This is a genomic window from Brevibacterium oceani (genome assembly GCF_013623835.1).
Lineage (GTDB): Bacteria > Actinomycetota > Actinomycetes > Actinomycetales > Brevibacteriaceae > Brevibacterium > Brevibacterium oceani.
In genome coordinates, this window is the sequence record NZ_JABKDE010000002.1 from 638,996 (window position 1) to 653,069 (window position 14,074).

Genomic DNA, 14,074 nt, shown 5'->3' on the forward strand with positions numbered 1-14,074 from the left:
ATCGTCGGCGCCGTGGGGCCTATAGCTCAGTTGGCTAGAGCATCTCGTTTACACCGAGAGGGTCGGGGGTTCGAGTCCCTCTGGGCCCACCAGAAGGTCGTTGTTCAAACCAGCGACATCACCGGTTTGAGTTCCAGACTCCGCCTTCCGTCCTTGGTGACGGAGGGCGAGGGTCTGGACGGCCGGGTCCAGAAACACGTTGAACGGCACGCCGGGTTCGCCGTCGATGGTGTCGTCGTCGGTGACGACGAGCTTGTCGAAGAAGGCTTGGTTGGCGATCCGGCGTAGTGAGTCGTCGATGCTCATGTAGATGGCGTGCATGTCGCCTGCGAGGGCTAGGCAGTCGTCCAGGTGTGCTTTGGCCTGCCCGTACTCGATGTCTCCGGCGTTGATCTGGGCGTCGAGGAACGCGAGCCGGCGCGCGATGCGGTCCTGCTCTGTGGCGAGGAGGTCGAGGGGGACGGCGCCGGCGTAGTGGGCCTGCATGAGCTTCTGTCGTTCATCACGGAGAGCGTCACGTTCGGCCTTGTACCCCTGGCTCTCTTGCTTGGCGGCCTGGTGGAGTCGGTCGAACTCGCTGGTGACCAGCTCGCGGAGCGCAGGTAGGACGTGTTCGGGTATCTGCACGCGCCGGTACTGGTCTTCCACGGCGGCTTCGATGTCGGGCACGAACATGGACTTGCGTTCGCAGTTGGTGCGCTTGGCGTGTCGGCCGGTGCACATGAAGTACGGGTAGATCACGCCGCGGCGGCTCTTGGCATTGGTCAACGTCAAGCGTGATCCGCACTGCCCGCAGTACAGGCTGCCTTTGAGGTAGTGGTCGTGGCTCTGGGTCTTCTCTCCGGAGGTCTGGTGGGCGGTGAGCACGGCCTGGACGCGGTACCAGACCTCGGGGGCGACGAGCGGTTCGTGCAGGCCGTCGTAGCTGGCGCCACGGAAGCGGACGCTGCCCTTGTAGTAGGGGTTGGTGAGCATCTTGTGGATCGTGGACAGCACCGGCGCCTTGGACGGCCGCTTCGGCGTAGGCACGGTGGTCAGGCCCCGGTCGATCAACTCCTCGTGCAGGCTGATGGTGGAGTGGTTCCCGGTGGCGTATGCCTCGAACGCCCACTTGACCAGCGGTGCCCGGTCGGGGTCGAGTTCGACGGTGCGGACTTCCCGGCCGAGTTCGTCGCGTCGGGTGACGTTGAGGTAGCCCATCGGGGCTTTGCCGTTGGTGCCGCCGCCCTGGGCTTTCTGGTTCATGCCCTTGGAGACCTCGCTGGCGAGGTTGCGGGAGTAGAACTCCGCGATGGTGGACATGATGCCGTGCAGCAGCATCCCCGAGGGGGTCTCGTCGATGTTCTCGGTGGCGGAGACGAGCATGACCCCGGCCTCTTTGAGGGCGAGGTGGATGGTCACGTCGTCGGCGCGGTTGCGGGCGAGGCGGTCGACCTTGTGGACGATGCAGTAGGCGACCTGGTGGGTCGTGACGTACTGGATCATCCGCATCAGCTCGGGCCGGTCGGCCTTGCGTGCGGACTCACCGGCGTCGACGAACTCCTCGGTGATGATCGCGTTCAGCTCGCGGGACTTGCGCAGGTTCGCCTCGCGCTGCGCGGGGATCGAGAAGCCCTCGTCCCGTCCACCCTTGGAGGCCTGCTCCTTGGTCGAGACGCGCAGGTAGGACACGGCGAGGGTGGTGGTCTCGCCGACGCGATCCAGCGCTTCGGTGGCAGGTGGGCGTGGTGTCGTGGTGGTCATGGGTCGTGTTCCCTTCCCCAGTGAGTTGGGGCCAGCACGAGCGGCCGCGGGACCGCTGGTGCGGTGCGACTCGTAACGGGGAAACACGACCCGGCGGCTCCGAGGGAGCGGACCGGGTAAGCCACGAAGGCCAAACAGGACTGCGCACCACGACCGAGCCCGAAAGCTCAGCCGTTGGCTTCTTGCTGCTCTGATTCTACCCCGGCACCCCGTCAGGCGCAGGAGCCTGGCTGCCTGCTGCCGGGCGTGGGATTGGTGCGGTCCTGTTCGGCGCGGGCGCGGGCCATGCCGATGAACAGTTGGGCGAGCTTGTGCAGGTCCGGGCTCTGGCGCGGCTCGGCCTCGATGCGGTAGTCGCGCATCCTCTCCGGTAGCCGCTCGTCCCTGTCGCGGGAAGTCCGGCCGGTCATGGGACTTCTCCGGTGTGCTCATCAAGGGTGCGGAAGAACGCATCCTCGGCTTCGCGGCGGGCCGCGACCTGCTCGAAGACGAACTGCACGAAGTCCTCCGCACGGTCGGCGATCACGACGTCCTCGACCGCGGACGCGGGGTCCTCGCCGGGCCAAGCGGTCTGCCGCGTGGGTCGGTCACGGTCCAGGCGGGTGCCGGAGGCGGCGACCCATTCGCGCAGCCGGTTGCGAGCGTCGGCGAAGTCCCGATGCCAGCCGAACGGCGCGGACCCGGCCTGCTCGGGGTCGTAGGCGCACAGCCAGTGCAGATGCAGGGCCGACAGCTCCCATACCAGTTCGGGATGCCGGTGCCAGAACGGCGACACGACACTGGCGGGCAGCCCGTAAGTGCGGCGCAGCCACGCCACCCAGTCGTTGAGCGCGAGCCACTCGACTTCCAGATCGTCGGCGGACAGCAGGTTCCAGTTCACCGGATGCGGTGGCTCGGCCACATCGTCCGCTGCGGCGTCAGGCTCATCATCCGGGTCGAAGTGGTCGGGTTCGTCAGGCTCAAGCGTGTACTCATCCATCGTGGTCAGCGCTTCCGGTCACATGCTCACGGCCGGAGCCGACTGGGCCGTGGCGCGCGCGGGCGCGGCGAATGCGGCCGCGTCACGCTCAGGCGCAGTGCGTCGGGGCGTGCGGTCGACGTCGTAGCGGGTGCGGGCCATGTCGTGACCGACCCGGCGGGCGACGAACTCCTCACCCTCGACGTTCTGACCGTCGCGCTGATAGCTGTACTCGCGGACATAGCCTTCGGCGATGATCTTGTCGCCCTTCGCCAGTCGTTCGTGGCCCTGCTCGGCGGCGGCCTTGAACGCGACCAGGTTGTGGAAGGTGGTCTCCAACTGCGTGAACGACCCGTCCTGCTCCTGCCGGTAGTGCTCTTTGCCGACATTCATGAACAGCCGGGCATCACCGTTCTCGGTGTGGGTGAGCTGAGGGTCGGACGCGACGAACCCCGAGAACGACTGCTGAGTCTGGATAGCCATCTGAGTCTCCTGACATCTACGCGACCCCGTCGATCAGGGGCCGCTCATGTCAGGCAGGTGCACGACCGTTCTCTGCGTCAGGTCGCCGTCGGGCGCCGCAGCAGGGCCTCGATGGCCGAGCGGTCCTTGCCGAGCTGGGCGGCGTCGGGGCGGGTGGGCCAGGGGCGCAGGTCGGTCACGATCGGTGGCGCGGACCGCAGCAGGGTGATGCCGGTGCCGAAGGCCAGGGTGCGGATGCGGTCGGGCGGGAGGATCGGCACTCGGCGCACGGAGCGCTGGTTGGAGCGGGTGCCGTGGTCGCCGAGGGTCACGGAGTCGGTGTACTCGTCGCGTTCGCCGATGAGGGAGGACAGGTCTTGGAGGTCGCGGGAGTTGGAGGCGCCGCCGAGGATGATCTTCACGATGGAGGCGTCCCAGATGGCGCCGGCGGCGTTGTCGCCCCACTTCTCGCGGGCTTGGGCGAGCGACTGGAGCACGGGCAGGCAAGTGATTCCGGTGCCGCCGCCCTCTGCCATCAGCGTCGGCAGCGACGGCAACGGTGAGAGGTTGCCGATCTCATCGAGCGCGAGCAGCAGGGGCGGGTCCAGGCGGGCACCGGGTGAGCGGGCGGCGAGGCGGCGGGCGGCTTCGACGAGGTCTTCCACGAACGCGGTCACCAGGGCCGCGGACGCACCGGCGCCAGCGCCCGTGGCGAGCAGATACAGCGTGCCGCGCTGGGTGAGGAACGCTTCGGGGTTGAAGTCCTCACCGGCTCGTGGGGTGACGGCGTCGAGGACGCGGGGGTCGGCGAGTGCTCCGAGGGCGAGGGAGACGCCTTGCCGGATCGAATCCCGCGTCTTGGGGTCGGAGTCGATCATCGCCCCGAGGGAGTCGGCCCATCCGGTGGCTGCGCCGGAGTGATTGGTGAGGATGGCGACGGCTTCGGCGGCGATGGAGGGGTCCAGGGTCCACCGGAACAGCTCAGCCGGCGGACGGCCGTCGAGAGCGGCGGCGTGCAGCAGCGCTTGGAGCGCGGTGCGGGTCTTGCCTTCCCGGAACCCGCCGGACTCGACCCCTCCGGAGGAGAGTCCGGTGGCGGAGGCGAGGCCGGTGGCGCGGATCATCGCCGTCAGCGGGTCCTCACATCCGCGGACCGGGGACCAACGGAGTCCGGCGGGGACGCCTTCGGCGAGGTGCTGGGGATCGAACACGCCCACCGGCCGACTGTCGCGCTGGCGGGCGCGGAGGGTGGCGGTGAGGTTGTCCGGCCGCGTCGAGGTGGTGACGACCGCGCCGGGTGCGTCGAGGATGGCGTTGATGACCACATGCAGTCCCTTGCCGGAGCGGGGCGGGCCAAGCAGCAGGATCGAGTCTTCGACCGATGCCCAGACCTGTTTGCCGTGGCTGGTGCCGAGCAGGTAACCCACATCCGCCGGTCCGGGCGTCTCCAGGGAGGGGCGCAGTGTGCCGGCGCGGCGCAGCAGCGCTTTCCCGGAGGCGGTCTGGCTGACTTCGTGGCCGGTGGCGGTGCCGGCGAGGCGGCGGGGGTCGGTCTCGGTCTTGCGGGTGTGGCGGCGCAGCCGCATCCACACCCACCCGCTGCCCACGGCCAGTGCGGTGAGCAGGACGGCGGTGACGATCCAGTAGAGGACCGGGTTCAGCCCGGCGGCATCGAGCGCGGCGGCCGGGTCGCCGGGGTTGAACAGCACCCCGAGCCCCGACGCCGGTCCCGCGGCGGGTTGGGCGGAGCCGGCGAGGAACGCGGCCACGCTGCCGGCGGCGCGCAGGATGAGCGCGACACCGAACATGCCGATCAGCCCGATCAGGGCGGCGTTGGTCAGCTCGTCCCCGAACGAGCCGGTCTGCCGCCCCTGCGGGCTGCTCACGGCACCCGCCTGACCACGGTCGTGCCGGAGATACGCCCGTACAGGACCACTTCGCCCGCCCCGTCGGCCTCGGGCAGCACGGCGTCGAGCTGGCGCCTGTCGAGCAGGGCGCGCGCCGCACCGGTGCCGGTGGCGTCGGTGTGGGAGACGATCACGGCGACGGCGATGTCCTCACCGGGCACGAACCCGTCCCCGGTGACCTCGACCAGCACCGGCGGCTCGTGCTGCTTGGCGCGGCGTGCGCGCCGCGTGCCCGGCGCGGCCGCGTCTTCGTCGTCGGGTAGCGGGGGTGGGGTGGGTTTGCGGGAGCGGATGAGGTCGGTGAACACGGTTCCGTCGACCTCGCGGACCTCGATCCGCACGGCGATGGTGCGGTCCTTGGTCACCGCGTCCAGTAGCGGCCCGAAGGTGCCGCGTGTCCATTCCGAGCCCACGGCCGGTGGCGGGAACGGCGTGCCGTCGACGGTGACGTCCAGGGCGCCGTTCTCGGTGACGGTGATGAGGACGTGTGGCAGCACCACCGGTGTCTCGTCGGGCTGCTGGGACGGGGGGCGGCGCAGCGGGTTGCGGCCGCTCATGACTGACCGCCCAGGTAGCGGGCGTCAGTCCGGAACAGTTTCAGCTCGACCGGATGGAGCTGGTGCTGCGAAATGAAGCTTCTGGACTTGATCTTCCACAGCCCCTGCCCGACCCCCAGGGTCGCGAGGAGCTTCTGCTCGGTGCCGGTCAGCCCGAGGGCTTGCGCGGTGGTGCCGAGCTGGTCGGATTCTTGCCGGTAGACGATGCGGGTCTCCGCGTTCGCCAGGAGGGAGTTGGCGAGGGAGCGCATCGCGGAGCCCTGGTCGCCGACGTTGTCGAGGTCGGTGAGCTTGTGGAAGATCAGCATGTTCGCGATGCCGTAATGCCGTGCCAGCCTCCAGTGCGCGTCCATGCGCCTGAGCAGGGCGGGGTGGGACATCAGGCGCCAGGCTTCGTCGTAGATAACCCACCGTTGCCCACCATTGGGGTCCAGCAGCGCGGACTCCATCCACGCGCTGGAGCACGTCATCAGGACACTGATGAGGGTGGAGTTCTCTGTCACCCGCGACAGGTCGAGGCTGATCATCGGCAGCGAAGGGTCGAACGCGACGGTCGAGGGGCCGTCGAAGAGCCCGCCGAGGTCCCCGGCCACCAGGCGGCGCAGGGCGTGGCCGACGAGCCTGCCGTCCTCCGCGAGGCGACCGTCCGGAACATCGGTCGGGCTGAGGATGTGGTCGACGACCATTGGCAGGATCGGCACCGTGTTCTCGGCAACGGTGGCGGTCAGGGCGAGGTCGATCGCGGTGTGCTCCAACGGCGTCAAGCCGCGCGCGAGCACGGTCTCAGCCAGCGCGCCGATCAGGTCACGCCGCCGGGACGCGACCGTGGCGGCCCATTGCTCATCCGAGAGGCCGGAGGGGCGGTGGCCTTCATCGAGCGGATTCAAGCGTGTATGCAGTCCGTGGCCCAAGACGATCGCCCGCCCGCCGACTGCTTCGGCGACCGCGGTGTGCTCGCCCTTCGGGTCACCGGGGACGTAGACGCGGCGGCCGAACGGCAGGGACCGGGTGTAGATCGACTTCGCCAGGCTGGACTTGCCGGAGCCGACGATGCCGGCCAGGACGATGTTGGGTGCGGTGATGATCCCGCGGGCGTAGAGCACCCACGGGTCGTAGACGAAGCTGCCGCCTGAGTAGAGGTCTTGTCCGACGAACACCCCATTGGAGCCGAGTCCGCCTTCGGCGACGAACGGGTACGCCCCGGCGAGGGTCGCGGAGGTGTCCTGGTGGCGGGGCAGCCGGAACCGGCCGGGCGACCTAAGCGCAGCGGGTCCGGTTTCGCCTGCGGCAGGCAGATAGGTCGTCGCGCGCTGTTCGGCCTTCTCGGCCTCGGCCTTCGCCCGTGCCGCCTGCTTCTCGACCTGGCGCTGTTCGGCTTGGAGGCGGGCGGCGGCCTGTCGGCGTTGCTTGCGCAGCCGGCGGCGCTCGGCCGCGGGGGCGACCAGGACGGAGGTGTGCAACTGCTCCGGCTCGCTGCCAGTCATAGTGAGAGTCCTCGGGACTGCTTGACCGTGGCGACGCCGGGGTGCTCGAACCAGGATGGATCGGGCGCCCGCCGCGATCGCTCTGTCGTTGCCTGCTTGAGTGCCGGTTCCGGCTCGTGCTTGGGCGCGCCGATCCCGGCGATCGCTTCGCGCGCCGGCACCACGGCGTCTTCGTTGAGGGCGTCGGCTGGCGGCGTGTACTCCCGGAGGAGGCTGACGTGTCCGGCGAACGGGTTGTAGGTCAGGATGTAGCCGTCCTCGCCGGTGACCACCCGGTCCAACGCGCCGGTCGGGGGCTCGTCGTAGGCGTAGCCGTTCTCCAGTGCCGCCTGGGTGGTCTCCTCGCCGTAGTCGTAGCCGGTCAGGAGTTCGATCGCCGCATCGGTGCCGTCCCGCTCGATCAGGTCCAGCACTTCGTCGGCTTCCTCGCCTTGCAGGAACACCACGCTGATCCATTGCCGCTCGGGCCTGGACGCCTCGGCTGGCTCCGTCTGCTCGGTGGGTTCGGCCAGCTCGGTGAGTTCGGTGAGGGGGTCGGTGTTGGTGCGGGCGGCCTCGGCCACCCATTCCGGGAATAGCCCCGCGTGCTCGGGAGTGCTGTCGGGGTGGTCGAGGGCGTACTGGCGGGCCTCTCCGGCGGCGCCAAGGAAGGTCGCGAGGTCGCGGATCGCGTGGTCGGGGTCGACGGGCTGGCCGGCGCCGGTGAACAGGTCCCGGCCCTCCAGCTCCTGCCCGGTGGTGGTGTCGGTGATCCGGTAGGCGTAGCGCTGGTGCTCACCCACCGGGGTGTCGGGCCAGACGGTCAGCCGCAGCGTCCCAGCGGTAACCGTCGTGGGCACGGGGCCGTCATGATCGAGCCCGGCTTGCGCGGGCTCGGGGTGCCAGGCGATCCGCCCGGAGTGGGAGAACGCCGCGTTGAGGTGGTCGTGGGCCTGGTCGAGCAGGGTGCCGGCCTGGTGCAGCTCGTCGGCGGCGGCGAGGGCGGAGCGGTCCCCGGCGAGGTGGTCGCCGTCGTCGTGGTGTGCCCGGTCGCGGTGGGCGAGGTGGGTGGCGGCGAGCTGGTCGAGCACCTGCCTCAGCGACCGCATGGCCGCGGTCAGGTCGCCGAACACGGTGTAGGTGTCGGCGGGGTCATCGAACACACGGCTGGCGTGGGCGAGACCCCGCATCGCCTCCGACGCTTCGGCGGCATCGGCGAGTGGATCGTGGAACGTGGGCATGACAGCCTCCCTGGCAACGTGGGCGAGCACCCCCGGCAGTTCGGGGGCCACCGGTCAGGTGCGCCCGCCCGTCCACGCGCCGGGAACGGCCCGCAGCGGGCGGGTCAGATGCGGCGGCAGAGAGGGAGGGAGGCGGCGGTGAACGCAGCGGCCTGCTGGCCGACGAGGAGGCGGGTCTCGCAGGAGGCTTGGATGGCGGCCTGTTCGATCGCCGCCACCCCGGCCTCCAGCTCCTCCACGGTGGGGGCGGAGACGGAGATGAGGCCGGTGTAGCGCAGGACGCCGTGGCCGGCGGTGAGGTCGGCTTCCTGCTGGAGCACGTCGTGGTACTCGGCGGTCTGGGCGGCGTCTTCGATCTGCCCGATCTTGGCCCGTTGCGCCTGGTCGGAGATGTGCTCGACCTTCTTCTTGCGGATGTCTCTGGCGGCTTGGTCGGAGCGCATCGGCGTGCACAGCAACGAGAACGACCGCTGAATCCCCGTCGAGAGGAGCACCGGGGACAGGAACCCCGGATAGACCAGCGACCGGGGCCACTCACTGACCCACAGCACCGCATGGTGGGCCGAGTCGGTGCGCAGCCGCGACCAGGACTCGTTGACCGCCACTGGGCCGGCGGTGGCGAGGGACTGGCCGAGCTGTCCGTGGCGCTCGAGGGTGGCGGCGATCGCCGGGTCATACGCGCTGCGGAGGATCACCGCGATCTGTCCCGGCGTGAGCCACCCGGAGGGTGACAGGTCGGCCGAACGCAGCGCCGCCGTAAGGGTGGACATCTCCTGGCGCAGGACCGCGGCCGCGCCGCGCAGCCCGCCGCCGGCGGTCCTGATCTGCCGCGCGCTGGCGTTCATGTCCAACGCGAGGCTGAGCGTGGTCGCGTGCCTCTCGCCCGCGGGACCGGCGCGGTCGATCAGCTCGGCATAGGTGGTCGCGGCCCAGGTGTCGTCGGCGGTGCCGTGCGCCTCCCACCACTCCGCCAGGCCGGTGCCGGAGTCCGGCAGGGTGCGTTCGAGGACTTGCAGGGTGGCGATCCGGCCGGACCGGCACACGGTCGCCAGGACGCGGCCCCAGGAGGTGACGCGCCGTTCCTGCTCCCCGGGATCGAGGAGCACGAACGCAGGATGCGTCACCTCACACACCACGGTCAGCGTGCTGGCGGTGGGGTCGTGGATCATCCCGGCGCCGGTTTCGGGGTCGGTGTATTCGCGTAGTCGCGCCTGGTCGCCGGGCAGCGCGAGCGTGCCCACCGGCCGGGGCTTCACGATCCGGCGTCGGTAGAGGAGTTGCCCGCCGGTGGTGCGCCAGAGCCACCAGAACGCGACCGGCAGCCACTCCACCGCCGGCCGCCCGGCGATGGGTATCCACGTCATGCAGGCGGCGATCACCCAGATGGGGGCGGTGTAGGCGAGGAGGATGCCGCCGCCCGCGTACAGGGCGCCGACGATGGAGAGGATGCCGATGGCGAGGGTGATGAGCTGCGCCAGCGACAGCCCTAGGAGAACGCCGCGGCGGGTGAGGCGGGAGAACTTGACCGGCACCAGCTCCGCTGATGACGCGGCGGGCTCGGTCTGCTTTGCGGGCATGGCGGCTCACTCTTTTCCGGTCGGCTTCGGTGCCGGCGGCGGGGGCTGCTTCGGTGGCCGCGACTCCGGCTCCGATGGCCCCGTGGGACCCGCGGAGGGTGTCTTGGGTGCCGGGGTCGAGGGCGGGGGTGCCTGCGCGGCCGGTGGCGGGGTGGTGCCGGTCTGCCCTGCGCAGTCGGCGGCGTTCTCGCCCTGGTTGCCGAGGGCCTTGCCGGCCTTGGGTCCGGCGGTGGCGGCGTCTTTGGCGACTTTCGCCGCCACCACCGCGGCGGCGGCCGGCCCGGCAGCCGCTGCACCAGCTCCAGCGCCCGCTCCGGCTCCGCCACCCGCGCCGGCTCCTGCGGAGCTGCCGGCGGCGGTCTTGCCGCCTGCGCCAGCCGTGCCGCTGGAGGACGCTGGTGCAGGGTTCTTCGGCTCCGGCGGCTTCTTGCCACCACCACCGTCGTCGTTGCCGTCCAAGACCTTCTTTGGCTCGTTCCCGCCGTTGCCGCCGGGCTTGGAGGGGACCGGGACGGGACGGTTGAGGGCGTTCTTCGCGTCCTGTTCGGAGCCGATGGCGTGGTACATGTCGAATCCGACGAACGCGATGAACTTGTAGGTCAGGTAGGGCGCGAACGCGGCCATCGCCATGAGCACGATCCCGGCGATCGGGTCGGCCACCGAAGCCAGATCCCCATCGATCGGCGCGCTGACCTGGGTGATGGCGACGAGGAACATCACGACCAGGACGAGCTTGGAGCAGATCAGGGCGATGACGAACATCGCCCACTTGCTGATCCACCCCCGGCTGGCGTCCCACGAGGCGCCGGAGAACGCCAGTGGGGCGAACACGATCGCCACCAACAGCAGCGCCTTGCGCACCAGCAGGCTCAACCAGACGATCGCGGCGGCCGCGATCGCCAGGCCGGCGAGGAAGATCGTGATGATCGCACCCACGCCGGGGGCGGCGATGTTGATGCCGACCAGGCCCGCGGCGAGCAGGGCGATCTTGTCGCCCATGCTCTCGGTGGTCTCCCCGGCGGCCTGGATGATCCCGATGCAGAGCTGGTCCACGATCTCCAACAACAAGGCGGTCAGGGTGATGACGACGAAGCTGCCGAGCACGCTCTTGGCGAGCCCCAGCGCGGCACGGCTGAGCGCGGTGGGGTCTCGGCGGATGAGGCCGGTGATGAGCTGGAGGCAGAAGAAGATCAGCATCACGAAAACGGCGATGCCGAACAGGATGTTGTAGACCGCCACGTACTCCTCGCTGGTGACATCCACGAGGGTGGTGGTGTCGAAGACCGTCCAGACGGCCTCGAACAGCCACCCGGCGGCGGCGCCCATGGCTTGGGCCAGCCAGTCGAACGGCGCCGCCACCAGACTGGCCGCACCTTCACCGACTGCATCGCAGACGGAGGAGATGACAGGGACGTCGCAGACACCCATCGCAAGACCTGCTTCCTAGCTCGATGGATGGGTGTTCAGACCTGCTGGCCGACGTTCCAGAAGAAGTTGATGAGCGTCACGCTCGCGCCGCAGATCACGGCGGCGCCGCAGGAGACGAGGACGCCGATCTTGCCCCTACCGGCGAGGTGGGGGTTGGAGGAGTTGGCGCCGAAGCCCCACACGATCGCGCTGATGATCAGGGCGAGGACGGAGAGGATGAGGCCGACGGTCATGATGGCGCCGACGATGGTGCGCAACTGTGCGATGCCGGGCAGTCCGTCGCTGTTGGGGTCGATGTTGATGTCCATCGGCAGCACGAGCGGTGTGGTGAGAAGGGTGGTGGCGAGGTCGAACACGATGGGCTCCTGACAGATGCGGACCCGCCAAGGGGCGGGGAACACGGACGGGGTTCGCAGATCAGGTGCACCCACGCGTCCACGCGCTCACTCGACGCACGGAGGGCCGCAACACACCGATGCCGCCCCGCCCCGGAGCAGGGCGAGACGGCATCTGTGGCGATGACGACGACGAGCAGGCGTCAGAGCTGGTCGCCGAGGGCGATCAGCCAGTTCATCCACGCCACCCCGCAACCGGCCAGTGCGGCGGTGCCCACGGCGACGAGGACGCCGGTGCGGGCCTTGCCGGCCATCGCCTGGTTGCCGTTCGCGGCGGCGATGGCCCACACGATCGCGGACACGATCAGCATCAGCACCGCGACGATCAGTACGAACGTGAGCAGCGCGCCGATCACGGCCCGGAGGTCGCCGATGCCGCCGAGCCCGTCGAAGTCCGGGAATACGTTCATGCCGCATCACCACCGGCCCCCCGCCCAGAGGTGCAGCGAGCAGACGCGATGCTGGTGGTGTCCGATGATCGAAGTGACGCAATAGCCCTCATACCGGGAGGTGCGACCCGCTGACCCAGCCACGCCGGGACCGCCCGCCTGCTCCGGCGGAACGCCACTTGACCAGGGTCTTCGCTCGGATTACCGGCGCCACCTCAGCGGCCGCTGTGACCGGGACGGTGGCCGATCCGCCGCTTACATCTGATGCATGATTCTTGCATCAGATGTAAGCGAATAATCACGGATTCTGAGACACGGTGACGTGCAGGTGGTCGTAGTGTCCGCCGGTCACGTCGCCGGGGTCGTGCATGCCGCCGCCGTCGTAGGGACGCCAGCCCTCGGCGTCGCGGGCGACCGACCAGATTTTGCCGTCCCAGATGAGGTATTCGACGCCGAGGGTTTCGGCGTGGGTCTTCATCCAGTTGGTGACGTCCCAGCCGAGCTCGCGCTGTGCCGGGGTGGGGTGGGAGCCGATGGCATTGCCGAACGTGCCATCGCACGCCCGGCCGAGGGGATGTTCGGAGACGGTGCCGGGACGGGTTGAGTAGCAGGCCCAGCTCGTGTCGGGGAACGCGGCGATGGTCTGCTGGTACAGGTGCAGCATCCGGGCGGTGATTTGCCCGCCTGTGGTGGGGTCGTCGACCATCTGGTTCGGGTCGCCCTCGAACGGCTCCGGCGCCTGACCGGGAGCACCTCCGGTGTCGGGGTCGCAGTCCTCGCCTGGTGTGCCGGTCTCGGGTTCGGGTAGGTCGGCCGCGTCATGGGAGTTGAGCCAGGCGGCGGGGTCGGTGTGCTCACCGTCGGTGCCGCCGAGGCGGACCTCGAAATGCAAGTGCGGACCCGTGGAGTTGCCGGAGGAGCCGATGTCGCCGATGTGCTGCCCCGCGGTCACGGTGTCGCCGGCTTGGACGTGGATACCGTGCTCCCACATGTGCGCATACGCCGTCGCGACCGCCTGGCCGCCGATGGTGTGCTCAATGACGATGAGCCCGCCGTACCCGCCGGAGAACTCCGCCACCGTGACGGTGCCATCGGCTGCCGCGAGCAGCGGGGTGCCGTCCGGCGCGGCGAAGTCGGTGCCGGTGTGGAAGGAGTCCTCCCCGGTGATCGGATGCACTCGCGGCCCGTACTCGCTGGTCAGCACCCAGGTGCCCTCCGGCACGGGGAACACCACCCGTGACGACTCCGGCCCGCCGGTCTGCGCGACCGGAACGACCCCAGCGTCACCCGTACTGGCCGTCGTGGTGGTGAGGGTGGTGAGGATGGTCTCGGCGACCGGCTCGTAGTTCCGGTACCGGTCCGGGTACGCGGACACTTCGACGGCTTGGGCGGCCTCGCCCTTATCCATCTCCTCCCAACCGGGGATGTCCAGCAGCCCCCTGGGGCTCGGGTGGTTGGGTCCGGTGGGGCCGCCGAAGAACGCCTGCGCCTGGTAGACGGGGTCCTTCAGTTCGGCGACGGTGCCCCACCCGGACTGCGGCCGCATCTGGAACAGGCCCAGGCTGTCGTTGTCTGAGCCGTCGCCGTCGTTCGGATAGTCCGCCGACCCGGGGTAGGCGGAGGTGTTGGACAGCATCCGCAGGGTGGACTCGGCGAGCGCGGCCATCAACGCGATCACCAACCCGTCGCGGGTCACCCCGTCGATGCCGGAGCCGGTCTCGATGATCGTGGCGGCGTGGGTGAGCTGGGTCTGGTTCAGGGTGAAGGTCTCACCGTTGGCGGTGGTGACCTCCAGCTCGTCGGGGACGTCCCCGACCGTGACCCCGCTGTTGACGGTGCAGGTGGCGGTGGCGGTGGCGGCGGGGTTCATCAGCACCCCGACCGAAAGCAACGCCAGGGCGGGTCCGAAGAACAGCAGGACGAGCGCGGCGACGGCGACCTTCTTCAACACGAC

At 69.7% G+C, this 14,074-nt stretch carries 12 protein-coding genes, 1 tRNA gene and 2 pseudogenes; 2 read left to right on the plus strand and 13 right to left on the minus strand.

Features of this window, described 5'->3' with window-relative positions; all coding sequences use genetic code 11:
* The first annotated feature begins 15 nt into the window (after window positions 1-15).
* Window positions 16-92: transfer RNA gene (locus HK401_RS06390), tRNA-Val, on the plus strand.
* A 259-nt stretch (window positions 93-351) separates the two neighbouring features.
* Window positions 352-606, plus strand: a complete 255-nt coding sequence (locus HK401_RS21010; RefSeq protein ID WP_309135920.1) for a hypothetical protein — start codon at window positions 352-354, stop codon at window positions 604-606.
* 36 nt (window positions 607-642) lie between these two features.
* Here HK401_RS21010 and HK401_RS21015 read toward each other — a convergent pair.
* The 13 genes and pseudogenes from HK401_RS21015 to HK401_RS06460 form a co-directional block, all read right to left on the minus strand.
* Window positions 643-1,743: pseudogene (locus tag HK401_RS21015) on the minus strand (recombinase family protein); the annotation flags it as partial.
* Between the two features lie 212 nt (window positions 1,744-1,955).
* The gene (locus tag HK401_RS06400) at window positions 1,956-2,153 is read right to left on the minus strand and encodes a hypothetical protein (protein WP_181273804.1); all 198 of its coding nucleotides are present in this window, start codon (window positions 2,151-2,153) and stop codon (window positions 1,956-1,958) included.
* Window positions 2,150-2,722, minus strand: coding sequence for a hypothetical protein (locus HK401_RS06405; protein WP_181273805.1), 573 nt, complete (start codon window positions 2,720-2,722; stop codon window positions 2,150-2,152). Before HK401_RS06405 ends, HK401_RS06400 begins: the two co-directional genes overlap by 4 nt.
* Before the next feature lie 18 nt (window positions 2,723-2,740).
* Entirely contained in the window at window positions 2,741-3,184 is a 444-nt protein-coding gene (locus HK401_RS06410; RefSeq protein ID WP_181273806.1) for a single-stranded DNA-binding protein, read from the minus strand.
* Between the two features lie 77 nt (window positions 3,185-3,261).
* Entirely contained in the window at window positions 3,262-5,049 is a 1,788-nt protein-coding gene (locus HK401_RS06415; protein ID WP_181273807.1) for a type IV secretory system conjugative DNA transfer family protein, read from the minus strand.
* Window positions 5,046-5,627, minus strand: a complete 582-nt coding sequence (locus HK401_RS06420; protein WP_181273808.1) for a hypothetical protein — start codon at window positions 5,625-5,627, stop codon at window positions 5,046-5,048. Before HK401_RS06420 ends, HK401_RS06415 begins: the two co-directional genes overlap by 4 nt.
* Window positions 5,624-7,111, minus strand: a complete 1,488-nt coding sequence (locus HK401_RS06425) for a putative type IV secretion/conjugal transfer ATPase (protein WP_181273809.1) — start codon at window positions 7,109-7,111, stop codon at window positions 5,624-5,626. Before HK401_RS06425 ends, HK401_RS06420 begins: the two co-directional genes overlap by 4 nt.
* 860 nt (window positions 7,112-7,971) lie before the next feature.
* Window positions 7,972-8,331 (minus strand): annotated as a pseudogene (locus HK401_RS06435) (hypothetical protein); the annotation flags it as partial.
* 104 nt (window positions 8,332-8,435) lie between these two features.
* Entirely contained in the window at window positions 8,436-9,908 is a 1,473-nt protein-coding gene (locus tag HK401_RS06440) for an SCO6880 family protein (RefSeq protein ID WP_181273810.1), read from the minus strand.
* 6 nt (window positions 9,909-9,914) lie between these two features.
* Window positions 9,915-11,336 (minus strand): conjugal transfer protein TrbL, encoded by a 1,422-nt coding sequence (locus HK401_RS06445; protein WP_181273811.1) that lies wholly within the window; start codon window positions 11,334-11,336, stop codon window positions 9,915-9,917.
* 35 nt (window positions 11,337-11,371) lie between these two features.
* Window positions 11,372-11,692, minus strand: coding sequence for a DUF6112 family protein (locus HK401_RS06450; RefSeq protein ID WP_181273812.1), 321 nt, complete (start codon window positions 11,690-11,692; stop codon window positions 11,372-11,374).
* 182 nt (window positions 11,693-11,874) lie between these two features.
* Complete coding sequence (locus HK401_RS06455) at window positions 11,875-12,141, minus strand: DUF6112 family protein (RefSeq protein ID WP_181273813.1); 267 nt, start codon at window positions 12,139-12,141, stop codon at window positions 11,875-11,877.
* A gap of 277 nt (window positions 12,142-12,418) precedes the next feature.
* Window positions 12,419-14,071 carry a VldE C-terminal domain-containing protein gene (locus tag HK401_RS06460; protein WP_181273814.1) on the minus strand — a complete coding sequence of 551 codons (1,653 nt, stop codon included), beginning with the start codon at window positions 14,069-14,071 and terminating at the stop codon, window positions 12,419-12,421.
* Window positions 14,072-14,074: the final 3 nt, after the last annotated feature.